Source organism: Alkalimonas mucilaginosa, from assembly GCF_036327005.1.
Lineage (GTDB): Bacteria > Pseudomonadota > Gammaproteobacteria > Enterobacterales > Alteromonadaceae > Alkalimonas > Alkalimonas mucilaginosa.
Genome location: NZ_JAUGZK010000013.1, coordinates 89391 through 112511 on the forward strand (window position 1 = coordinate 89391; position 23121 = coordinate 112511).

Genomic DNA, 23121 nt, shown 5'->3' on the forward strand with positions numbered 1-23121 from the left:
CCTCTGCTCTTGATCTGTGCAGGGTTTGCCGTCATAACTGTTGATCCGGGTCGGTATGGCCAGATTGAATGAGAATGACAAATGACAGCGATAACGTCTGAACTTGAGCCCCTGTATCAGGCAGCAAAAGCAGCGGCAGCACAGGCTTACGCCCCTTATAGCCAGTTTCCAGTGGGGGTCGCAGTACGCGCCATCAGTGGCCAAATCTACACGGGATGCAATGTAGAAAATGCGTCTTATGGGGGCACTGTCTGTGCCGAGCGCAACGCCATTGCCGCTGGTGTGGTGGCAGGGGTACGCCAGTTTGATGCTTTAATGGTTTATACCCCACAAGAGCAGTTAACGCCGCCCTGTGGTATATGCCGTCAGGTGATTGCCGAGTTTTTCTTGCCAGACACTATGATTTACAGCAGCAACCATAAAGAGCAACTGCAAGGCTGGACAGTACAGCAACTGCTGCCAGAGGCCTTCACCCCTATGTATCTAGCAAACAGCACTAAAGTAGCGACGGAGTAAGGCATGCCTATCCCTCAGGAAATTATTAAAATTAAACGCGATGGCAAGGCACTCAGCCAGGCCGATATTCAGCAGTTTGCCAAAGGCTTAACCGATGGCAGTTTCAGCGACAGTCAGGCCGCCGCGCTGGCCATGGCGATTTACCTGAACGGCATGTCGGTGGATGAAAAAGTGGCGCTTACCCTGGCGATGCGTGACTCAGGTTCCTGCCTGAACTGGCAGGGCCAACTGAATGGTCCTGTGGTGGATAAACACAGCACAGGTGGTGTCGGCGATAAAGTGACTTTGATGCTGGCACCTATGGTGGCGGCCTGTGGCGTTTTTATGCCCAGCATTGCCGGCCGTGGGTTAGGCCATACCGGTGGTACAGTCGATAAACTGGAGAGTATCCCAGGTTACAGCTGCAATCAGTCGCTGAGCCGTATCCGCCAGTTGCTGCCAGAGCTGGGCTGTTTAATCGTCGGTCAGACCGATGAGCTGGCACCGGCCGATCGGCGTTTGTATGGCATTCGCGATGTCACAGCCACAGTGGAATCCATTCCGTTGATAACCGCTTCGATTTTATCAAAGAAGTTATCGGAAGGGCTGGATGCGCTGGTGATGGATGTTAAAGTTGGCAATGGTGCCATTATGGCCACAGCAGAAGATGCGCATGAATTGGCCTGCAGCATTGTGGATACCGCCTGTGGCGCAGGGGTCCCGACGGCAGCGCTGATTACCGATATGAACCAGATCCTTGGCCTTACAGCCGGTAATGCACTGGAAGTACTGGAAACCCTGGATTATCTGACGGGCAAAAAACGCGAACCGCGCTTGCATCAGCTAACACTGGCACTGGGTGCTGAGATGTTGGTGCTAACCGGAGTCGCGAAGGACAAAGCCAGCGCTGTGGATGCGTTAGAACAAAGCCTGAGCAGTGGAAAAGCTGCGGAGTACTTTGCCCGAATGGTGGCCGCACTTGGTGGGCCAACGGATTTGCTGGAGCGGCCGGCGGCTCATCTGGCACAGGCGCCGGTGGTGCTGGATGTACCGGCACCGACCAGTGGCTACCTGCGGATCAACGATACAGTGGCGCTTGGGATGGCCGTGGTACGTTTAGGTGGTGGTCGTTCGCATCCGGAGCAAAAAATCAATCCTGCGGTAGGTTTTAGTGCTATGTGTGCGGCGGGCAGTCCGATCACCCAAGGGCAGCCGCTGCTGCAGGTGCACGCAGCCAGCCGACAGGATGCTGAGCAGGCGGTGCAGGAAGTATTGGCTGCTTGCACCATTGCGCCTGAGCCGGTTGACACTATGCCTTTGATCCATCAGCGTCTGGGCTAAGCAGGCAATAAAAAAGCCAGCCTGGTTGCAGGCTGGCTTGTTAGAGCTACGGAAGGCTGTTAGCTGCGCTGACGCTTCATGGACTCAAAGAACTCGTCGTTGGTCTTGGTCATGCCCAGCTTGTCGATTAAAAACTCCATGGCATCTGCCTCATCCATTGGGTTGAGAATTTTGCGCAGGATCCACATTTTCTGCAGTTCTTCCTGGGACACCATCAACTCTTCACGACGGGTACCGGAGCGATTGAAATCAATAGCCGGGAAGATCCGCTTTTCAGCAATTTTACGAGCCAGATGCAGCTCCAGGTTGCCGGTGCCTTTAAACTCTTCGTAGATGACTTCGTCCATCTTCGAGCCGGTATCCACTAGGGCAGTAGCGATAATGGTTAAGCTGCCGCCTTCTTCCACATTACGGGCGGCGCCAAAGAAACGCTTTGGTTTGTGCAGCGCATTGGCATCGACACCACCGGTCAGTACCTTGCCTGAGCTTGGGATCACGGTGTTGTAAGCTCGGGCTAAGCGGGTGATGGAATCGAGCAGAATAATAACGTCTTTTTTGTGCTCAACCAGGCGCTTGGCTTTTTCAATCACCATCTCAGCGACCTGCACGTGGCGGCTGGCAGGTTCATCGAAGGTAGAGGCAATCACTTCGCCTTTGACCAGTCGCTGCATTTCCGTGACTTCTTCCGGCCGCTCGTCAATCAACAGCACCATCAGCACACATTCCGGGTGGTTGGCGGCGATGGACTGAGCGATGTTTTGCAGCAGCAGGGTTTTACCGGCTTTGGGCGGCGCTACAATCAAGCCGCGCTGGCCCCGGCCGATGGGGGAAGCCAAATCCAGTACCCGGGCCGTGATGTCTTCAGTACTGCCGTTGCCACGCTCCATTCGCAGGCGGTCATTGGCATGCAGCGGGGTTAAGTTTTCAAACAGGATCTTATTGCGGGCGTGTTCGGGTTTACCAAAGTTTACTTCGCTGACTTTCAGCAGGGCAAAATAGCGCTCACCTTCTTTCGGCGGCCGGATCAGCCCATCGATGGTGTCACCGGTACGTAAATTGAAGCGACGAATTTGGCTGGGGGATACATAGATATCGTCCGGGCCTGCCAGATAGGAGCTGTCGCCAGAGCGCAAGAAGCCGAAGCCATCCTGCAGAATCTCCAGTACGCCACCGCCGTAGATTTCTTCACCTTTTTTGGCATGGGACTTTAAAATGGCAAAGATAATGTCCTGCTTGCGCAGACGAGCCATGCTGTCTAAGCCCATGGACTCGGCTAATTCCACCAGTTCATTGATTGGCTTACTTTTTAATTCTGTTAAATGCATAGTTGATGGGTTCTAGTTGATCTAAATAAGGGTTGTTAGCTTATCAGCGGGTTTGAAAAGGTTTGGAGTTGGTCTACTCGACAGACAAGCGTGGTCATGGGTGTTGTACTGCTGGTAACAATAGCAGGAGATACTGCAGGCGTCTATATTTTATCATGAAAAAATTGCATAAAAAGTCAGCAGCATTGCAGTTCAGCTAAGTAAACTGCAATGCATGGCTGAGTTATCAGATATTGCTGTCCAAAAACTCTTTTAATTGCGTTTTGGATAGGGCGCCCACTTTGGTCGCTGCAACCTGACCATTTTTAAATAACAGCAAGGTAGGAATGCCGCGAATGCCGTATTTAGGCGAGGTATTCGGGTTTTGATCGATATTCAGCTTGGCAATGGTGACTTTTCCTTGATATTCACCCGCTACATCGTCCAGAATGGGCGCGATCATTTTACAAGGGCCACACCATTCAGCCCAAAAATCGACTAAAACAGGTTGTTCAGCGTTCAGTACATCGGTTTCAAAACTATCGTCTGAAACATGTAAAATCAGGTCACTCATTGATTGTCTCCGTTATTGAACTGGGCAGATCGACTGCAAAAAATGTCATCAATTTAAACGCGGCTGTTTCCTAATGCAAGGCGAACAGTTATGCTAGGCTGGTATGAATAAAACACACTTAACATCGCACAAGTTCGCCGATTTCGCATTGGCACCACAGATCCTGGACGCACTGAACAGTCTGGGTTTCAGTTATTGTACTCCAATCCAGGCGCAGTGTCTGCCCCTGGCGCTGCAGGGCAAAGACATCGCCGGCCAGGCTCAGACCGGAACCGGTAAAACCCTGGCGTTTTTAACCGCCACCTTTCACTACTTATTGAACAACGAGCCCAGAGGCTCGGGTCAGCCGCGCGCTATCATTATGGCTCCTACGCGCGAACTGGCGGTTCAGATCCATCAGGATGCGGTGGCACTGGCAAAAAGCGCTGGTTTTCGCCTTGGCCTTATCTATGGGGGCGAAGGCTACGACTCTCAACGGCAGTTGCTGGAACAAGGCGTCGATATTTTGATCGGCACCACTGGCCGCTTGATTGACTATCAGAAGCAGGGCCTGTTTCAGCTGGATCAAATTCAGGTGGTGGTATTGGATGAAGCCGATCGGATGTTCGATTTGGGCTTTATCAAAGACATCCGCTTTTTATTCCGTCAGATGCCGCCGGCCAACGAGCGCCTTAGCTTGTTATTTTCGGCGACTTTGTCCTACAAGGTGCAGGAGCTGGCGTTTGAGCAAATGAACGAACCGGTGCACATTCACATTGAACCGGATCAGATGACGGCCAGTCGCATCAGCGAAGAGCTGTTTTATCCATCCGATCCGGACAAAATGAAGTTGTTACTTACCCTGATGGAAGAAGAGTGGCCGGACAAAGCCATTGTCTTTGCCAACACCAAGCACAGCTGTGAGAACGTCCATGCCTGGCTGGAAGCCGATGGTCACCGGGTAGGTTTATTGACCGGCGATGTGGTACAGAAAAAACGGCTGAAAATTCTGGAAGACTTTACCAGCGGCAAGCTGGATATTCTGGTGGCAACCGATGTCGCCGCCCGTGGTCTGCATATTCCGAAAGTGAGCCATGTCTTCAACTTCGATTTGCCGGACGATTGCGAAGATTATGTCCACCGTATTGGTCGTACCGGCCGGGCGGGCGAAAGTGGCAAAGCCATCAGTTTTGCCTGTGAGCGCTATGCGCTAAACCTGACGGCGATTGAAGACTACATCCGGCATCCGTTGCCTGTGACCCAGTACGATCCGGATGCGTTGTTAACCGATTTAACGACACCCAAACCTCGGGCTCGACGTCGTACCACCACAGCACGCAGTGGGGGTGGTAACCGTGGTCGCAGCGGATCCAGCTCAAATGCCAGCCGACGTCCACGCAGTCGCTGAGCCAGCCCGCTCAGAACAGCAGGATATCTACGCCGTCATCGACCTTGGCTCCAACAGCTTTCATATGCTGATGGTCAAGGTGGTTGGCGGCAGTGTGCAGGTGATAGGCCGGGTGAAGCGTAAAGTTCGGTTGGCCGCCGGTTTGAATGAAAACCTGGTGCTAAGCCGCCGGGCGATGAAGCGCGGCTGGGAGTGCCTGGCGCTTTTTGCCGAGCGTTTGCAGGATATTCCGCCACAAAATGTCCGTATTGTTGGCACCGCCACTTTAAGGTTGGCCCGCAATGTCAAAACCTTTTTGCACGATGCCGAGCATATCTTAGGCCACCCCATCCGGGTGATCAGCGGCGAAGAAGAAGCCCGCATTATCTATCTGGGCGTGGCTCATACCTCCAACTGCGAACAAAACCGTCTGGTCATTGATATCGGCGGGGCCAGCACGGAAATTATTATCGGCAAAGGCTTTGAACCACTCAAACTCAGCAGCCTGCATATGGGCTGTGTGACCTTCCTGGACGCTTACTTTGCCGATGGCTTACTGACTGAAGACAATTTCAATGCTGCTATTGCTGCTGCAGAGCAAACGCTGGCGCCGATTTTGGCGGAATTTACTGAGTTGGGCTGGCAGGTGGCAGTGGGGGCTTCTGGCACGGTGCAAGCAATGCAGGAAATTCTGATTGCTCAGGGGCTGGATGAAACCATTACCTTGCAGCGACTGGAAGCCATTATGCAGCAAGCGGTGGTCTGTGGTCGGCAGGATCAACTGAGCCTGATTGGTTTAGCGCAGGAGCGGCGGCAGGTGTTTCCATCGGGCCTTGCCATTTTGATTGCTTTGTTCCGTGCGCTGGGTATCAAAGGCATGACCTTATCGGGTGGTGCTTTGCGTGAAGGCGTGCTGTACAGCATGCTGCCTCAGCTGCAGGAAAGCGATGTGCGTCACCGCACCATGGCCAGCCTGATGGTGCGTTATCATATCGATCAGCAGCATGCCAACCGGGTGGCGGATATGGCTCAGTCGTTGGCACAGCAACTCAGCCCGCGCTGGTCACTGACTGCGTTTGATGGCCTGGGTTTACTGCATGGCGCAGCACTTTTGCATGAGCTGGGCCTGTTGATAGAATACAAAAACCACCATCACCATGGTGCTTACATCATCAGCCACTCCGATTTACCCGGTTTTACCCGGGCCCAGCAGCAGCTGTTGATGGCACTGGTGCATAACCACAGAGCCGATATCAACCGGGAACTGATTGCTAAACAGACCATGACTTCGGTGCTGTTAACGGTGCGACTGACGCGGATACTGCGATTGGCCGTGGTGCTGTCGATGCGCCGACGGCATGAAGCCTTGCCCAATGTCACTCTAAGCGGTAAAGGTGAGCAATTGGTGCTGCAATTGCCCGCTGGCTGGCTCGATCAGCACCCGCTGATGCGGGCCGAGCTGGAGCAGGAAGTGCAATACCAGCAGGCCGCTGGCTGGGAGCTGGAGCTGCAGTGAACATCACGCTGCGTCCTTGCCCTACGCCGGTGCCAACCGAAGTCAGGCAGTTGAGCGTAGCGTCGGCGCAGCAGGATTTTGTTCTGCCTGTTAGCGACGTGATCACTCAACAGCGTGAAGGTGAACATTTCCAGTTGGTGTGTCATCAGCAACACGCAGTGGGCTTCTTTTTGCTCGATAGTCATTACAGTGCTTATCATGCCTTTGCGTTGCCAAAGGATTTGGGGTTGCGTTGTTTTTTTATTGACCAGACGGCACAAGGGCGGGGCATCGCCGGAGCGGTTTTGCGTGAGCTGCCAGCCTATTGTCAGCAGCAATTCCCCGGTTTCAAGCGGCTGGTACTGACCGTCAATTGCCGTAATCAGTCAGCCGCTCGCTTGTACCAAAAACATGGTTTTGCAGACAGTGGCCAGTTGTATCTGGGTGGTTCAGCCGGGCCACAGCATATTTTGTGTCAATCTCTGAGGAATGAACATGCGCTACGCCATTGAGCACCAACCCGAGTTGCAGCGCTTTCGCATTGTGCAGCAAGGCGAAGAAGCACTGCTGGAATACCAACTGCTTGGCGATAGTGTCGATTTCTGGCGCACTTATGTACCGGATGCACTGCGTGGCCAGGGCATGGCTGAGCAGTTGGTACGGCATGGGCTTAGCTGGGCGCAGCAACAGCAATTGGCCGTACAGGCCAGTTGCTGGTATGTGCAGAAGTTTTTGTGATTCAGGTAGTTGTTTCTTTCAGCCAAACCGCAACTTTTTTGGCGAAATAGGTCAGGATGCCATCGGCACCGGCCCGCTTAAAGGCCAGTAGGGATTCCATAATGACCGGCTTTTCTGCCAACCAGCCGTTTTGAATGGCAGCCATATGCATGGCGTACTCGCCGCTAACCTGATAGGCAAAGGTCGGGACGCCAAATTCGTCTTTGACCCGCCGCACTATGTCTAAGTAAGGCATACCAGGTTTCACCATCACCATATCGGCGCCCTCCGTTAAATCCAGCGCCACTTCGCGCAGTGCTTCGTCGCTATTGGCCGGATCCATCTGATAGGTTTTTTTATCGCCACCTTTTAGGTTGGCGGCGGAGCCGACCGCATCCCGGAAAGGACCGTAGTAGCTGGAAGCGTATTTGGCGGAATAAGCCAGAATGCGGGTATGGACGAAACCGGCTTCTTCCAGCGCCTCACGAATCGCGCCAATGCGGCCATCCATCATATCCGATGGCGCTACCACATCGGCGCCGGCTTCGGCATGCGACAGTGCCTGTTTCACTAAAGCTTCGGTGGTGACATCATTCACCACATAGCCACTATCGTCGATAATGCCATCCTGACCATGAGTGGTGAAAGGGTCCAGTGCCACATCAGTAATCACACCAAGCTCCGGCACGGCAGCTTTTAGTGCCCGAACTGCCCGCTGGGCCAAGCCATCCGGGTTCCAGGCTTCTTCGGCCTGCAGCGATTTCTTTTCTGCTGGTGTAACAGGGAAGAGCGCGATGGCAGGAATGCCCAGCGCAGCCAGCTGTTTTGCTTCTTCGACCAGCAGATCCACACTCAGGCGTTCAATGCCCGGCATGGAGGCAATGGCTTCACGCTGCTGCTCACCTTCCAGCACAAAAACCGGGTAAATCAAGTCATCCACAGTTAGCCTGTGTTCTGCCATCAGCCGACGGCTAAAATCAGCCTGACGCATCCGGCGCATCCGGGTCCATGGAAAGTCATTAGGGTTTGGCATGTTTGGGAGCCTTTTGTTCGGTGGTGTTGGTAATACTCTTTAGCACAGCAGGTGAGCTGATAACCTGATTACGGCCTGAATTCTTCGCTTGATATAAGGCTTTGTCGGCATTGTGGATATAGAGCTCCATACTGCTGTCCGAGCTGGCAACAGCCGCATAGCAACCCGCACTGATAGTGATGGCAAGTTGGTGCTGCTGTACCGGCAAAGGCTTCGCTGCCAATTGGCTGCGAATCCGCTCTGCCACCTGCAAAGCGCCCGTGATATCGGTGTTGGGCAGGATCAACGCGAACTCCTCGCCACCATAACGACAGACCAGATCACTGCAGCGCTTAAGTTGGCTCTGAATAAAGCCTGCAACTTGCCGTATCACCTGATCGCCGGCCAAGTGGCCGTACTCATCATTCACATGTTTGAAAAAATCGATATCAAGCAAGATCAGTGCTAGTGGCCGCTGTTCACGACGGCTACGATTTAATTCGGCCTGGATTTTGCGGTCAAAGTAAGCCCGGTTTTTAACACCTGACAGCGCATCGGTGGTACTTTGTGTTTCCAGTTCCTGGTTCTTCTCTGCCAGTTCCTGCAAGGTAATCTGTAGTTCCAGCGTACGTTCTGAGATGGTGTTTTCCAGCTCTGCCGCCAGCCGTTCAATATGCTGGCGATGACGCCAGATAAGCCATGGCACCACCACCACCAGCCCGCCTACCGCACCTAGCAGTAGCGCGAGCAAGATATCAGGCTCTGTCCAGGCAACCGGACTCATTCAGCGCCTCCGGCTTGTTGCAATAAAGTCAGGCTGTTGTGCCAGCAATGCTGCTGCAGTTGTTCAAGCGTAATATTTTTCAGCTTAGCCAACTGCTGAGCGATAGCCAGCAAAAAAGCAGGTTCATTGCGGCGGCTTTTGGGTTTTGGTTGCAAAGTACGTGGCAGCAGATAAGGCGCATCAGTTTCCAGACAGATCCGGTCCAGAGGTAAATACTGTAAGGCAGCTACCAATTCCTGATTACGGCGCTCGTCACAGAGCCAGCCTGTAATGCCAATATAGAGCCCTAAATCCAGATACGCTTTCAGTTGGTCCGAGTTGCCGGTAAAGCAATGGGCGATGCCATGCCTGACATGGTGCTCTTTCAGCAGAGCTATTTGTGTGGTAAAGGCATCGCGTTCGTGCAGATAGACAGGCAACTGAAGCTCTTGTGCTAATGCCAGCTGAGCACTAAAAACCGTGACCTGTGCTGACTGGCTGGAGAAGTTACGGTTAAAATCCAGGCCACACTCACCGATGGCAACGACGCTTGGGTGTGCAACCAACTGCCGGAGCTGTTCCAGCCAGTCATCAGCAATGTGCTCAGCCTGATGGGGATGGACGCCGGCAGTACTGACACAGGCAGTATGTTGGCTGCACCAGTGTTGATTGTGTGCTGTCTCGGTCAAATCTGAGGCAATCAGTAACAGCTTGCTGATACCGGCCTGGTGCGCACGTGCCAGCACCTGTTCTCGATCGCTATCAAATTGCGAGCTGAGCAGATTTACACCAAGATCAAACCAGCTCATGGCTTAATTGACCCTGCGCACACGCGTGGTACGGTTGTTATTATCATTGCCCAGCATAAACGAGCCTAAGGCGGCACGACGAATGAAGTGGACCTGGCCTTCTTCCACCGGGTAATGTTCCACTGAGTTCTGCCGCCAGACCTGGCCGTTATCGAAGCTGATCACTCGATGTCCGCGGGCATCCTGCCGTACTGCGGTGACTGTCGCATAAATTCGCTCAAGTTGTTCTTCCGGCCGTTGGGTTTGTCTGCCAAACTCTGCCTCGTAGGCTTTTGTTGTTTCAGGCAGGTTGGCGCCCTGCGGGTTCTCTGCAAACTGCCTGGTGGTGTTTTGCTCTGGCTGCTGTGCCGTGCTTGCCAACTGATCATAGCAATGCAGGCGTGAGGCGGTATCCTGCTGTTGCTGGCATTGGGCTAAAGCCTGACGCAAGGTTAATTCTGCAGCTTGGGCTGGAATGGATAGTGGCGCAAGGGCAACAAGCAGGAACATGAGCTGTTTAGCGTTCATCGTTGATCTCCTGGTCTGACTCGGCTTTGGGCTGGTAGAACCGACCTAGCAGTAAGCCACACTCGAATAAAATCCACATAGGGATAGCCAGTAATGTTTGTGAAATTACATCCGGAGGTGTTAACAGCATACCGGCAATAAATGCCGCAACAACAATGTAAGGGCGTTTGGCAGCCAGCGCCTGGGGGGTAGTGGTACCAGACCAAATAAGCAGTAAAATCACCACCGGTATCTCAAAAGCGATACCAAAAGCAAAAAATAGCTTCAGTACAAAATTCAGGTAGCTGCTGATATCGGTAGCGATGGTGATGCTCTCAGGGGCATAACTGCTGAAAAAAGCAAATACTATGGGAAAGACCACATAGTAGGCAAAAGCAATACCCCCATAAAACAACAGGGTACTGGATATCACCAAAGGTGCGACCAATCGCCGCTCCTGCTGATAGAGTGCCGGGGCAATAAACTGCCAGAGTTGAAACAAGATATACGGAATGGCCAGCGCAATGGCGACCATAAAGGTGAGCTTAAAGGGCGCGAAAAAAGGCGAAGCCACGTCGGTTGCAATCATGCTGCTACCTTCTGGCATGGTGGCAATCAAAGGCATCGCCAGCAGCTCATAGAGATCGGCAGCAAAATACGCCAGACTGGCAAAAACCAGCAATACGGCAATAATGCAGCGCAATAATCGGTTGCGCAGTTCGACCAGGTGCCCCAACAAACTGTCAGGTTCGGCGTGAGTCGTCATGATGCTCTGTTGTATTCTCTTTCGGTGCCGTGCTGGCTTTGTTGACATCGGCAGCAGCCTGCTTTAATTCAGCAACAGCCGCTTTTTCATCATCGGTTAAATCAAGAAAGCCTTTTTGCTCGGCCTGCTTTAGTTTCTGATGCAGCTCATGGACCCGCAGGTTGTCGTTCAGCTCTGCTTGCATTTGCTGACCAAAGTGCTTCACCGAGTTGATGGTACGACTGACGGAGCGAATCGCTCCGGGCAAGCGCTCAGGGCCCAGTACCAACAAGGCGACAACAGCAATAACAAGCAGTTCCCAGAAGCCCATTTAGTGCTTTTCGCGCTCTTTGGTTTTCGTGGCGTCAGCCTGTTCACGCTCCGTAGGTTTACTCAGCTGCTCCGGATCCTCTTTAGGTGTTTCATCATCTTTTACGGAGTTACGAAACCCTTTGACAGCGGAACCCAAATCCGAGCCAATCCCACGTAATTTCTTGGTACCAAACAGCAACACAATGATTGCCAGGACAATCAATAATTGCCAGATACTAATGCCACCAAATCCCATATCAATGCCCTTAAACCACAGTATTCAATTCAGGTTACGACCATACTGCTTTCGCAGCAAAAAATAAAGCACCAGTTGCGGTTAATGCGGTTGCGAGCAAGCTGCCCGAGCTAAGCAGAATGCAGCTGGCAATCAACAGCGAGCCGGCAGCAATGGTTGCCAGCAAACGGCGGTGCTGCTGCTGGCGCTGCAAGAGTTGCTGTGCGACCAACTCGTTGAGAGCTTGTTGTTGTCTTGGCAACTGTTCCAGGGCTCGATGCAATAAGCTGGGCATCTGCGGCAGCTTTTCAGCCCAAAAGGGGGCATTGTCCTTAATTTGCCGCCACAGCGCCGGCAGGCCTATCTGCTGCTGTAACCAGTTCTCTAAGAAGGGTTTGGCGGTTTTCCATAAATCGAGCTGTGGGTACAGCTGGCGGCCTAAGCCTTCAATGTACAACAGTGTTTTTTGCAACAATACCAACTGTGGTTGTACCTGCATATTAAAGCGCCGGGCTGTACTAAAGAGGTTAAGCAGAACATGACCAAACGAAATATCCGCCAGAGGCTTTTGAAAGATAGGCTCACAGACGGTACGGATGGCACTTTCGAATTCTTCCACATTGGTGTCAGCTGGCACCCAGCCAGAGTCCAGATGCAATTGAGCTACTTTGCGGTAATCCCGGTTAAAGAAGGCAACAAAATTTTCTGCCAGATAGCGTTTGTCTTCACTGTTTAAAGTACCAACGATGCCGCAATCGATGCCAATGTATTTTGGGTTCTCCGGGTGGTCTCGTGAGACAAAGATATTGCCAGGATGCATATCCGCATGGAAAAAGCTGTCGCGAAATACCTGGGTAAAGAACACCTCCACACCACGTTTGGCCAGTAGTTCCATATCGGTGCCCTGGGCCTCGAGGGCTGTGATGTCGGAGACCGGAATGCCATAAATGCGCTCCATCACCATCACATTGCTTCGGCAGTCATCGCTGTAGACATAGGGGATATACAGCGAGTCGGAGTCCATAAAATTGCGTCGCAACTGAATGGCATTGGCTGCTTCGCGTTGCAAATCCAGCTCATCCAGAATGGTCTTGCGGTATTCGGCGACCACTTCACGAGGGCGGAAACGTTTACCATCCGGCAAAAAACGTGCTGCAGCTTCGGCTGCTGTTTCCATCAAGGACAGATCCGCCAGGATTTGCCTGCGTATGCCTGGGCGGATAACTTTGATCACCACATCGGCATCAGGGCCATCCACTTGCTTCAAGGTGGCCGCATGTACTTGTGCGATGGAAGCGGATGCCAGCGGTTGCAATGAGAAGGCACTGAACTTGTCGTTAATGGCGTGCAGGCCCATTGCCTGCTCAATCAACTGCTGGGCTTGTTCACCAGGAAAGGGGGCTACTTTATCCTGTAGCTTAGCCAGTTCATTGGCCCAATCGGCGGGTAGCAAGTCCCGACGGGTTGATAGCATCTGTCCCAGTTTGATCCAAACAGGGCCCAGACTTTGCAAGGCAAGCCGAAGTCGAACGCCCTGAGGCTCATCCGGGTGCTGATTGCGTAGCCAAAACGCACTTTTACGAAGCAAGCGCAGATACCAGGGACGATGCTTACTGGGAACCAGCTCATCCAGTCCGTATTGCAATAAAGTTTTTTGGATCTGATAAAACCGACCGATACGCATCGGTTACTCCTGCCATTGTTTCAGTTGATATTGCAGTTGCTCCAGCCTGGCATGCAACTGGCTGACCTCTGCACTGAATTGTTCAAGTTCATAGTTGCTGGGTGTCAGTTGCAGTTCATCTTGCACCAGCTCACGGCTCATTTGCTGTAACTCACGACTTTTGGCGCCAATCAAGGCAATGAGTTGCTGTAGCAGTCGCTGCAATTTGTGGGTCAGGCCATCGCCAAGATAGCTGGCCGCTTTGGCCTCCCAATCGGGTTGCAATTGTTGAAAGAAGCTGCTGAATTGTTGCGCTACCTGGATGTCACCTTCAATCTGCACGGCCTCTTGCTTGATTAAATGAGTCAGCTGGTTCGGATCGCGCAATTGCTGCAGGCTGACCAAATCGGCTTGAATGCTACAGTCCACAGGCTCTGCGTGCAGATTCAGCAGGATAGTTTGCCGGGTGGCTGTGAGCACCAGGCGCCAGTCGAACTCGGCCAATTGGAAGGCCAATTGGCGGCCTGCCAGCCGGTGCAACTTTGTGATGGCTGCTGGATCCATTGCAATGATTTCAGCCAATGCTTTTTCAGCCAAAGTGCACAGCAGTTGTGGCCCTAAACGCAGCATCAGAACTTGTAACCCCGGTGCAGTGCAACAATGCCACCTGTCAGGTTATGATAACTGACTTCAGCAAAGCCAGCTTGCTCCATCATCTGTTGCAGGGTGTCCTGATCCGGATGCATGCGAATAGACTCTGCCAGATACTGATAACTATCGGCATCGCCAGCAATCAGTTGGCCCATTTTTGGCAACAGATTGAACGAATAAAAGTCGTAGGCTTTATTCAGCAGCTCGGACTGTGGTTTGGAAAATTCCAGCACCAGCAAACGACCACCTGGCTTCAGTACCCGGAACATTGACGCCAGGGCTGCATCTTTATTGGTAACATTACGTAAGCCAAAGGCAATAGTAATAATATCAAAACTGTTATCGGCAAAAGGCAGGGCTTCAGCATTGGCTTGCACATAGTCGATGTTATCGACCAGCCCTTGATCACGCAGTTTATCGCGGCCTACTGCCAGCATCGAGGCATTGATATCGGCCAATATCACTTTGCCGCTGGGGCCAACCCGCTTGGAAAACAGGGCGGTTAAGTCCCCTGTGCCGCCGGCCAAATCCAGCACTTTCTGGCCAGGCCGAACGGCGCTGCAATCAATGGTAAAGCGTTTCCAGAGCCGGTGAATGCCAAAGGACATCATATCATTCATGACATCGTACTTGGCGGCTACTGAATGAAACACATTGGCAACTAAAGAGACCTTGTCGTCTTCTGCCACGGTTTTGTAGCCAAAATGAGTGGTTTTAGGAGTGCGGTCAGACATGTCAGAACCTTGCAAATCAATTCAGCCGCTAGTGTAAAAGATCTGGCCCTAAGACGCCAACGGATCCGGCAGCGATGCTTAAATCGTTTGCAGCATGACCTCGGTTGCGACCTGGTTACGGCCCCGGTGTTTTGCCAACTGCACTATCTGGTTGGTGCGAGCCAGGAACTGTTGCCAGTTCTCTTTTGCCTGAAACAAGGACACTCCCAGTGAAATAGTGATTTTGGGCAGCGTTTTCTTGTTGCGTGACGAGACAAAGCGCAGCTTTTCGACCCCTTTTCGTACCTGTTCAGCAATTTCACTGGCCGTACGTAAATCGACATCCGGTAGCAAAATTAAAAACTCTTCCCCACCTGCTCGTACCGGCAAACCACTGTCTTGCACATAGCTGCGTACTTTGCGTGCCACCTTACTCAGAATGACATCACCGATGGTATCGCCATAATCCCGGTTAAACTGGCGGAAATGATCCAGATCAACAGCAATGGCTGCAATGTGTCGTTCTGGTTGCTCACTAAGCCAAAGCTCCAGATGCTCTTGCATGGCCAATCGGTTGTACAGGCCGGTAAGGGGGTCAAGCAACCGTTGTTGCTTCATTTTCTTTAGTTCAGTGCGTAGCTGTTGGCTTTGTTGACTGGCATGATCCAGTTGTTGATAAAGCTGCTTGTGACTGAGTCGTATTTTTTCTGTCGCTTCAATAAGCTGAAGCATATTTAACTTAAGGGCTGGGTCCTGGCTGCTTAATTCCGGCAGATGATGATCAAGCAGTTCCAGATAATCGCTGGCCGCTTCCTGAGCCTGATTGGTGCAACCAGACAGCCGACTGACCATACCACTTACCCGCTGCACCAGTTGCTCGTTCTGTTGCGGGGATTTTTCAATCCAGTGACTGTAAAACTCAGCCATTATGAAGTCATCAAAATGCAGTTTAGCTGAAACACGTTGCTCAATGGCCTGACACAAGCCAGCATTTTGACCACTGCTGTATTCGTAGCTGACGGTATAGTTGACCGGGTGCGGCGCTAAATTGTGCCTTAACAGGAAAGCCGCTGCCTGAGACGATTTTTCGCGCGCCAGGGCAACCGGGTCATTATACATCATGACAAGGTGAACTCCGTTTGGATACTTGATGAAACCCAGTTCTGCTTCGATAGAGCAAGAACCAGGCGATCTGTTGTTTTGCCAGGCAAAGCAATACGTATCGCTTGTAATTTCCTATAACATAACGGCTTCAGCTGCGTTCGCCAAGTTTTTTTTAACGCTCAGTCCGGAATCTTCCGAAGCCGGTGAGCAGTCATTGCTAAAGGCAGTTGAAATGCGTTTAACGGACCGGTGGAAGCGTTAGTAGCTGCTGGACTTCTGTAACAGTCGGGTTAGAATTTGGCAACAACACCGACGTTGAGGGAACACCATGCGATTTATGATTTTGGGTGCGGCTACTTGTATGCTGCTTGGCTGTGCCAGCCCGTCATCCATTCCTGTACTTCAGGATACCACTTTCGATACTTTTGCTACCGAGTTATGGCAAGCGGAACAGCAACGCAGCAGACCGGTGGCTGGTTCGCTGGCTGATCTATCTGCCAGCCACCTGGCTGCGATGGCTGCCGAGCGGCAGGACTGGCTGGCGCAGCTGGATGCAATGGATGTATCGGCCTTGTCTGAGCAAAATCAGATCAATCATGCCATTTTGCGCTACCGGTTGGCCAATAGCTACGATCAGTATCGCTTTGGTGCTCACCGCATGCCGTTAACTGCAGAGTCTGGTTTTCACAATAGCCTGGCGTTTATGGCGCAGCGGGGTGGGTTCCGTCAGCACAGTGATTTCGAGAATTATCTGAGTCAGCTAGAGCAGATGCCGCGGTATTTTCAGCAGCAAATGGATTGGATGCGGCAGGGCCTGGCCGATGGCATGACACAGCCACAACAGGTACTCGGTGGTTTTGAACAAAGTATCATTGCCTATGTGACCGAGCGCGCAGAAGACAATGTGTTTTATACGCCATTCCGGCGTCAGCCAGAAGGGATTGCTAATGCCGACTGGCAGCAACTGACCGAGCGCGCCAAAGTATTGATCAAGCAAGCGGTGAATCCGAGTTATCAAGCGTTTTATGACTTTTTTGTGGGCGAGTATTATCCCAATGCCCGTCAAAGCATCGGTGCCAGTGAACTGCCCGATGGCCATGCGTACTATCAAAACCGGTTAGAACATTACACTACTTTGCAGCTGACACCGGCAGAAATTCATCAGATCGGTCTGGACGAGGTGGCTCGTATCCGGGCTGAAATGCAGCAGGTAATCGATTCTCTGGGTTTTGAAGGAAGTTTTGCCGATTTTGTAAATTATTTACGGACCGATCCAAAATTCTACGCCGAAAGCCCGCAGCAACTAATGCATTATGCGGCTTACCTGTCGAAGAAAGCCGATGCTGCCTTGCCCCGGTTTTTTCTGCGTGAGACGTTGCCCAGAACCCCATACGGCGTAGCACCGGTACCAGATGAGATTGCACCCAAATACACCACAGGTCGTTATTTAAGTGCTAATACTGATCGGGATGCCGGTTACTACTGGGTCAATACCTATGCGCTCAATCGCCGGCCTTTGTATGAAATGGAAGCCCTGACACTGCATGAAGCAGTTCCAGGCCATCATTTGCAAATTGCACTATCGCAGGAAATGGCGCAGTTGCCGGATTACCGCCGAAGCTTTTACACCTCTGCATTTGGTGAGGGTTGGGGCCTGTATGCGGAGTACCTTGGTCTGGAGATGGGCTTTTACCAAAACCCATACGACAACTTTGGCCGGCTGTCCTTTGAAATGTGGCGGGCGGTGCGCTTAGTGGTGGATACCGGCTTGCATGCCAAAGGCTGGAGCCGGCAAGAGGCGATCGACTTTTTGGCCAGCAACAGCGCTTTGTCGATGCACAATGTGGTGACGGAAATTGATCGCTACATCAGTTGGCCTGGTCAGGCGCTGTCCTACAAGCTGGGTGAGTTGACCATTCGCCGTTTGCGTCAGGAAGCAGAGCAAGCACTGGGTGCCGGCTTTGATGTACGTGAATTTCACCATCAGGTGCTGAAAAATGGCAGTGTGCCACTGCAGGTACTGGAGCAACAAATTCATCAGTACATCGCAGAAAAGCGTCAGAACTGACGCACATAAAAAAACAGCAGCTCAGGCTGCTGTTTTTTTAATGCCGCACGGTAATTTTCGGCTCAGTATCAATTTCGCCGTCCTGATCGATGGCGGCGATCCGATTGCCGGCCAACAGTACGGCCAGATTACCGGTGGTGGAGTGCCGGACAAAAGCAAGTTGGTAACCGTACCGCTGTAATTCGGCGACCGAGAATTTTTGGGCCAGATTAAGTTCGTCCCAGATTTGCTGCGTTTCCCTGTTCGACTGGCGCCTTTCAATAAGAGCAGTCTGCATGATTGAACACCTTATTTTCCAGTTGCGTCGAAAAGTTACAGTCCTGATTGGACTAAGTCGTCAGGCTAACAATAAACTGCCACTGCGCTGCTGTCACTGGCATGACCGATAAACGGTTGCCTTTTCGGACCAATGGCATCTCAATCAGTGTACTGCTTTTTTTCAACTTGTCGAGTGGCACAAACCGGGCAAACTTTTGTGTGAACTGAACATCCACTGCTATCCAGCGTGGAGCTTCAGGTTTGGCTTTGGCATCAAAGTACGGACTGGTTGGCTCAAACTGGGCAGGATCCGGATAGGCAGCTCGGCTGATACGGGCAATACCCGCTATGCCGGGGGGCTGGCAACTGGAATGATAAATAAATACCAAATCATTGAGTTGCACCTGGTCGCGCAAAAAGTTGCGGGCCTGATAGTTGCGCACACCATCCCAGACAAAACTACGTGCTGGCTCTGCCGCCAAATCGTCAATACTGAGTTCTTCCGGTTCGGTTTTAAAGAGCCAATATGCCATCAGGTGAATGCTTCCGTCTTGGAATTTATTGCTATACTAGCGCCATAGTTCAGGTTGTTAAAGCAAAATGCAGGTTGCTATGAGTCAGGTATTGGATAAGTTGTTGTCGTTACTGAAGCTGGAACCCATCGAGCTAGGGCTCTATCGTGGGCAGAGCCAGGATTTGGGTTTTAAAGCCGTATTTGGTGGCCAGGTGATGGGTCAGGCCTTGTCGGCAGCCAAGGCAACCATCGAAGAAGATCGCAAAGTGCACTCGTTTCATTCCTATTTCTTGCGGCCGGGTGATGCCAGCAAGCCCATCGTCTACGAAGTGGAGAATATCCGTGATGGCAAAAGCTTTAGCACGCGTCGGGTGCGGGCTATTCAGTTTGGCAAGGCTATTTTTTACCTGACAGCCTCTTTCCAGCGCGAGGAGAGTGGTTTCGAGCATCAGGATACAATGCCGGAAGTACCGGGACCCGATGAGCTGGTATCGGATTTGGACTTTTACCAGCAACATGCTGATAAAATTCCTGCTGCGCTTCGCAGCAAGTTTATTTGTGAAAAACCGATTGAAATGCGCCCGGTTGATTTTCAGAACCCGTTCGAGCCTAAGCACAGTGCCCCTAAGCGCTATGTCTGGTTCAAAGCCAATGGCACCATGCCGGACGACTTGCGGATACACAAGTACTTGCTGGCTTATGCATCGGACTTTAACTTCCTGCCTACGGCGCTGCAACCGCATGGTCATTCCTTTATGGCGCCGAATATGCAGGTAGCCACCATTGATCATGCCATGTGGTTTCATCAGGATTTTCGCTTTGACGACTGGCTGCTGTATGCGGTGGATAGCCCAAGCGCCTCGGGTGGCCGGGGGCTGGTGCGCGGCCAGTTCTATGACCGTGCCGGCCGTCTGGTGGCTTCGACCATGCAGGAAGGAGTGATTCGTCAGTATCCGGTTACTGCAAAGCCAGCCTAAAGGGCTGGCTGACACTGCCCGTTGGCACAGCTATGCACCAGACGCTGAATGCTTTGCAACACATCCGAATGCAGCATGGCATTGACGGTGTCGGTCAGCAGGCGCAGGCTGTTGGTGCCGTGCAAGCTGCCATCATCGGCAATCTGCAGGTGCTGCGCTTTACGCAGTGCCTTCATTAAGGTGGCAAATAACTGTTTATCCAGATACTCCGGTGCTGTGATGCCGTGCAGGGTTAGTAGCCTGCCGGCCAAGGCCTGGCTTTGTTGTTCCAGCTGCGCACGCTGCCAGCCTGAGCTTTGTTGCAACAGGTTCAGCACAATGGCATAACGTTGCAAGGTATCTGTGGCGATGCCTGCCAGCAGGCCGAGTTGGCGATAGCCGGCGTCTTGCTGTGGTACAGGCCTGGGTCCTTGCTCGGGTTGCTCAATCAAGCCGGCTTTTGCCATAAAATCGAGCAATGGGTCGGATAAAGCACTGTGTTCTGTTTTCAGGTAGAGCTCGGTAGCCAGCAAAGGGTAAAGCAATGCCATGGTCTCGGCTAGTTGTTGCCCACTCAGATCCCGTTGTCGCAGCAGAGCCGATGCCAGTATGGCAGGCAAAATAAATAAGTGAATGATGTTGTTACGGAAGTAACTTAACAAGATCGCCTGCTCCGGCTCCAGCGTGATGATCTGACCAAAATGATCACTGCTTTGCTGAATTTTGCCAAGGGCAAGGGCGTGCTCGATCATGTCGGCAGCACTGTGCTCTGGCAGGCTGATGCGGCTATGGTAGGGTAAGCATTGCTGCAGCCGGATATAAAGCTCTAATTGCTGCTCCAGTTCAGAGCGAGCCAAGGCTTTATGGCGGGTAGCCAGCAGTACCAAGGCAATCAGATTGATAGCATTCAAGGCTGCAGACTGGTTGATGTGCACCATAATGTCGGCCGCCAGCTCATCCACCACGCTTCCTAACCAGGCAGGTTTAGGCACAGTGCTGTATTCGCGCAGGCGCTTCCAGTCGGGTACCCGCTCGGAGAGATAAGTATTTAATGAAATCGGCTCAGCGAAGTTGATGTAGCCAAAGCCGTAATTACGCAGTTTACGAATGGCTTTAAAGACACCAAATACCGACTCTTTTTGTTTGGCTGAACCTTTTAGTTCGCTCAGGTAGGTATTCACTTCCATCACATGTTCGTAACCCAGATACACCGGCACTAGCGTGATAGGCCGATCGGTGCCTTGCAGCAGGGTTTGCACCGTCATGGCCAGCATGCCGGTTTTTGGGGTCAGCAACCGGCCTGTTCTGCTACGGCCACCTTCCGGGTAAAACTTTACCGCGTACCCTTTGTTAAACAATTGGCTTAGGTACTCACGAAATACGGTGGAGTAGAGCTTATCGCCGCTAAAACTGCGCCGGATAAAAAAAGCGCCACCACGGCGAAAGATAGGGCCGGCTGGCCAAAAGTTCAGATTCACACCGGCCGCAATATGCGGTGGTACTAAGCCTTGATGATAAATAACATAGCTCAGCAGCAGGTAATCCATATGACTGCGATGGCAAGGCACATAGACAATTTCATGGCCTTTTTGCGCCAGCTCCTGCAACTGCTTGCTATGATGAATCTTCAGGCCATGATAAAGCTTGTGCCATAACCAGCTCAGGACTCTGTCGCCCACCCTGAGGGTTGATTCACGGTAATCAGCGGCAATTTCCAGCAGTAACTTACGGGCATGTTGTCTGGCTTTTTCGGTTGTTATCTGACGGGTTTTCACTTCATCGGCAATGGCCTTTTTCACCGCTGGTTGCGCCAGAATGGCGTGTTGCAGTTGTGTGCGGCTCATCAACCGTGGGCCGGTGGCTGCCAGCCGCTGCCGGTAAAAGTGAATGCGTGACATCCGCAACAGCTTGCGCGCTACCACCGGGTTAGCACCAAATTGTGCTGCCATCTGTTGCAACTGAACCGGTGGACTAAAGCGGATCAAAGTATGGCGGCCGGAAATCAGAACGATTAAAAGTTTTGCCAGCCAGTTGGGTGAATGGGCCTCACCGAGCAGCCATTTGATGCTGTTTTCTTTGCCTGGAGTACGACCCCATAGAATGGCAGCCGGGATCAGCTGGGCATTCAACTCGTCTTGCTGTTGGTGGGCTTCTAGCAAGGCCAGTCCTTGTTGTAAGGCGGTGGTTTGGCGGCGACCACCCAGCAACTGATGCGGTTTCTCCAAAAACAAAATGCGAGCATGACGCTTAGAACCCAGCTTCACCGTGCTAAGGGGATCAGGCAATTGCAGCTGTTGACAGACCCGACGCAGGGTAGCCAGATCACTGGCCGATTCGGTGTGGCAAATATAAAAAATTGGCCGGTTTGTATCCAGCTGCAAATCGGCAATCGGATCGGCCGGCAGCAGTTTAAAGCGAACCAAAGGGCGCAGTGGCCATTTCAACAAAGCAGCAAGCCATTGCAAGCGCAGCAGCATATCGAGTTTCCGTGATGGTAAAAGGATTATTTTAGCATAGTAGAACCCTTGGCTGGCAGTAGATGAGCAGAGCTTGAGGTTTGATTGCTGGTTCAGTTATTCATGTATGGGTAATAGATCTTTTTAATTGGTATTAAGTTCGTAGGGATCACTCGGTACAACTCATCGGGTTATTCAGCACATAGCTGTAGCGGTTGTAGTTTTGCATATTAAGCGGCGCCTTAATAAAGGGATCGGGCTGGAGCTAGTTGTTGCTGAGCAGCAAGTCTGCCCGTTTGATGCTGCGTTTTTCGCACGTATCGCTGACAATGCCCGGCCAATTGCTGTAACCGTACAGCCCTGATGCTGCAGCAAGCTTAGCGTTGCTGAAAGTAGTGATTAAAATCTGGTCTTATGCATCCTGTCAGGGGTGACAAAAGAGAGAACAAGAACGGGCATAGTTTTCACATTCATGGCTGTTAGTGGTATATTTTTTAAGCCGAAAGATCAGATCGTGAACGGCCAAAAATGTTCCCTTTTCGCCTAAATTTTGGATTTAGCGATGACATTTGTTGGGATACCTCAGATATTTATTCGTAGGGTGCGGTATCAATGCCGTCACCAATGCTGGTAACAGTGCAGAGCCGCCATTTGTCAGGCTGTAAAAGCAATCAGTCATAGCTTTTTATATGATTGCATGAATTTTAGGTGTGACAAACGAAGCGATCTTGGTCAAGATGGCTCGTACATTCTTAGCGTGTCATTGGCAGGTTTGTTTGGGGATAGACCTGATAACAGAAAATCATGATGTTCCTTCCGAATCAATTTTTTTGTTGTGACTAATGACTTGGGGGAACGGCAAAGGGGAAAATTGCTAGATTTTTCAACTAGAAAAATTCAATGCAATAAATATGTGATCAGCAAACCCGTTATAATAATAAATTTTTATAGAAGCACTCAGGGGTTGTTGGTGAACAAGGATATATCAAGAGAAATGCTGATTACCCTAAAGCAATAATTTGTTGGTTTTTAAAAGTTGAAAAGATTAAGACGGGTTCGAAATTTAAACTGCATATAGTTTGTA

Annotated in this window: 24 protein-coding genes; 8 read left to right on the plus strand and 16 right to left on the minus strand. The window is 51.7% G+C overall.

Annotated elements, in window-relative coordinates; translation table 11 throughout:
• The first annotated feature begins 81 nt into the window (after positions 1 to 81).
• The gene (gene cdd, locus QWF21_RS14920) at positions 82 to 516 is read left to right on the plus strand and encodes a cytidine deaminase (protein WP_330088838.1); all 435 of its coding nucleotides are present in this window, start codon (positions 82 to 84) and stop codon (positions 514 to 516) included.
• A 3-nt stretch (positions 517 to 519) separates the two neighbouring features.
• Positions 520 to 1836: a thymidine phosphorylase gene (gene deoA, locus QWF21_RS14925; RefSeq protein WP_330088839.1), complete on the plus strand. Its 1317-nt coding sequence runs from the start codon at positions 520 to 522 to the stop codon at positions 1834 to 1836.
• A 59-nt stretch (positions 1837 to 1895) separates the two neighbouring features.
• Here deoA and rho read toward each other — a convergent pair whose 3' ends face one another.
• A complete protein-coding gene (gene rho, locus QWF21_RS14930) occupies positions 1896 to 3161 on the minus strand; it encodes a transcription termination factor Rho (protein WP_330088840.1) in 1266 nt (421 codons plus the stop codon).
• Positions 3162 to 3387: 226 nt separating this feature from the next.
• Positions 3388 to 3714 (minus strand): thioredoxin TrxA, encoded by a 327-nt coding sequence (trxA, locus tag QWF21_RS14935; protein ID WP_091343963.1) that lies wholly within the window; start codon positions 3712 to 3714, stop codon positions 3388 to 3390.
• A 103-nt stretch (positions 3715 to 3817) separates the two neighbouring features.
• On the opposite strand from trxA, the gene rhlB reads away from it, so the two are divergent.
• From rhlB to QWF21_RS14955, 4 genes are read left to right on the plus strand one after another with little or no spacing between them, the layout of a single operon-like run.
• Complete coding sequence (gene rhlB, locus QWF21_RS14940) at positions 3818 to 5101, plus strand: ATP-dependent RNA helicase RhlB (protein ID WP_330088841.1); 1284 nt, start codon at positions 3818 to 3820, stop codon at positions 5099 to 5101.
• A complete protein-coding gene (gene gppA / locus QWF21_RS14945; protein ID WP_330088842.1) occupies positions 5073 to 6596 on the plus strand; it encodes a guanosine-5'-triphosphate,3'-diphosphate diphosphatase in 1524 nt (507 codons plus the stop codon). The genes rhlB and gppA overlap by 29 nt, the downstream gene beginning before the upstream one ends.
• On the plus strand, positions 6593 to 7087 hold the full coding sequence (locus QWF21_RS14950; RefSeq protein ID WP_330088843.1) for a GNAT family N-acetyltransferase: 495 nt from the start codon (positions 6593 to 6595) through the stop codon (positions 7085 to 7087). The genes gppA and QWF21_RS14950 overlap by 4 nt, the downstream gene beginning before the upstream one ends.
• Entirely contained in the window at positions 7065 to 7313 is a 249-nt protein-coding gene (locus QWF21_RS14955) for a GNAT family N-acetyltransferase (protein ID WP_330088844.1), read from the plus strand. Before QWF21_RS14950 ends, QWF21_RS14955 begins: the two co-directional genes overlap by 23 nt.
• 1 nt (position 7314) lies before the next feature.
• Here the strand turns inward: QWF21_RS14955 and hemB are convergent, their stop codons facing one another.
• The 11 genes from hemB to QWF21_RS15010 form a co-directional block, all read right to left on the minus strand.
• A complete protein-coding gene (gene hemB / locus QWF21_RS14960) occupies positions 7315 to 8325 on the minus strand; it encodes a porphobilinogen synthase (RefSeq protein ID WP_330088845.1) in 1011 nt (336 codons plus the stop codon).
• A complete protein-coding gene (locus QWF21_RS14965) occupies positions 8312 to 9088 on the minus strand; it encodes a GGDEF domain-containing protein (protein WP_330088846.1) in 777 nt (258 codons plus the stop codon). The genes hemB and QWF21_RS14965 overlap by 14 nt, the downstream gene beginning before the upstream one ends.
• The gene (locus QWF21_RS14970) at positions 9085 to 9876 is read right to left on the minus strand and encodes a TatD family hydrolase (RefSeq protein ID WP_330088847.1); all 792 of its coding nucleotides are present in this window, start codon (positions 9874 to 9876) and stop codon (positions 9085 to 9087) included. The genes QWF21_RS14965 and QWF21_RS14970 overlap by 4 nt, the downstream gene beginning before the upstream one ends.
• A gap of 3 nt (positions 9877 to 9879) precedes the next feature.
• On the minus strand, positions 9880 to 10383 hold the full coding sequence (locus QWF21_RS14975) for a hypothetical protein (protein WP_330088848.1): 504 nt from the start codon (positions 10381 to 10383) through the stop codon (positions 9880 to 9882).
• A complete protein-coding gene (tatC, locus tag QWF21_RS14980; RefSeq protein ID WP_330088849.1) occupies positions 10373 to 11128 on the minus strand; it encodes a twin-arginine translocase subunit TatC in 756 nt (251 codons plus the stop codon). The genes QWF21_RS14975 and tatC overlap by 11 nt, the downstream gene beginning before the upstream one ends.
• A complete protein-coding gene (tatB, locus tag QWF21_RS14985; RefSeq protein WP_330088850.1) occupies positions 11106 to 11438 on the minus strand; it encodes a Sec-independent protein translocase protein TatB in 333 nt (110 codons plus the stop codon). The genes tatC and tatB overlap by 23 nt, the downstream gene beginning before the upstream one ends.
• A complete protein-coding gene (tatA, locus tag QWF21_RS14990) occupies positions 11439 to 11675 on the minus strand; it encodes a Sec-independent protein translocase subunit TatA (protein ID WP_330088851.1) in 237 nt (78 codons plus the stop codon).
• Positions 11676 to 11709: 34 nt separating this feature from the next.
• Complete coding sequence (gene ubiB / locus QWF21_RS14995) at positions 11710 to 13338, minus strand: ubiquinone biosynthesis regulatory protein kinase UbiB (protein ID WP_330088852.1); 1629 nt, start codon at positions 13336 to 13338, stop codon at positions 11710 to 11712.
• Between the two features lie 3 nt (positions 13339 to 13341).
• On the minus strand, positions 13342 to 13947 hold the full coding sequence (locus QWF21_RS15000) for a ubiquinone biosynthesis accessory factor UbiJ (protein WP_330088853.1): 606 nt from the start codon (positions 13945 to 13947) through the stop codon (positions 13342 to 13344).
• A complete protein-coding gene (gene ubiE, locus QWF21_RS15005; RefSeq protein ID WP_330088854.1) occupies positions 13947 to 14702 on the minus strand; it encodes a bifunctional demethylmenaquinone methyltransferase/2-methoxy-6-polyprenyl-1,4-benzoquinol methylase UbiE in 756 nt (251 codons plus the stop codon). Before ubiE ends, QWF21_RS15000 begins: the two co-directional genes overlap by 1 nt.
• Positions 14703 to 14780: 78 nt before the next feature.
• Positions 14781 to 15803: a GGDEF domain-containing protein gene (locus tag QWF21_RS15010; RefSeq protein WP_330088855.1), complete on the minus strand. Its 1023-nt coding sequence runs from the start codon at positions 15801 to 15803 to the stop codon at positions 14781 to 14783.
• A gap of 310 nt (positions 15804 to 16113) precedes the next feature.
• On the opposite strand from QWF21_RS15010, the gene QWF21_RS15015 reads away from it, so the two are divergent.
• The gene (locus QWF21_RS15015) at positions 16114 to 17853 is read left to right on the plus strand and encodes a DUF885 domain-containing protein (protein WP_330088856.1); all 1740 of its coding nucleotides are present in this window, start codon (positions 16114 to 16116) and stop codon (positions 17851 to 17853) included.
• A gap of 37 nt (positions 17854 to 17890) precedes the next feature.
• On the opposite strand, the gene QWF21_RS15020 is transcribed toward QWF21_RS15015, so the two are convergent.
• Together QWF21_RS15020 and QWF21_RS15025 are read right to left on the minus strand one after the other, a co-directional pair.
• On the minus strand, positions 17891 to 18130 hold the full coding sequence (locus QWF21_RS15020) for a hypothetical protein (protein WP_330088857.1): 240 nt from the start codon (positions 18128 to 18130) through the stop codon (positions 17891 to 17893).
• A gap of 52 nt (positions 18131 to 18182) precedes the next feature.
• Complete coding sequence (locus tag QWF21_RS15025; RefSeq protein ID WP_330088858.1) at positions 18183 to 18644, minus strand: EVE domain-containing protein; 462 nt, start codon at positions 18642 to 18644, stop codon at positions 18183 to 18185.
• Positions 18645 to 18723: 79 nt separating this feature from the next.
• Between QWF21_RS15025 and tesB the strand changes: the two genes are divergently transcribed.
• Positions 18724 to 19602, plus strand: coding sequence for an acyl-CoA thioesterase II (gene tesB / locus QWF21_RS15030; RefSeq protein WP_330088859.1), 879 nt, complete (start codon positions 18724 to 18726; stop codon positions 19600 to 19602).
• Here the strand turns inward: tesB and plsB are convergent.
• On the minus strand, positions 19599 to 22058 hold the full coding sequence (plsB, locus tag QWF21_RS15035; protein WP_330088860.1) for a glycerol-3-phosphate 1-O-acyltransferase PlsB: 2460 nt from the start codon (positions 22056 to 22058) through the stop codon (positions 19599 to 19601). The two genes, tesB and plsB, sit on opposite strands and share 4 nt — an antisense overlap.
• Positions 22059 to 23121 lie beyond the last annotated feature (1063 nt).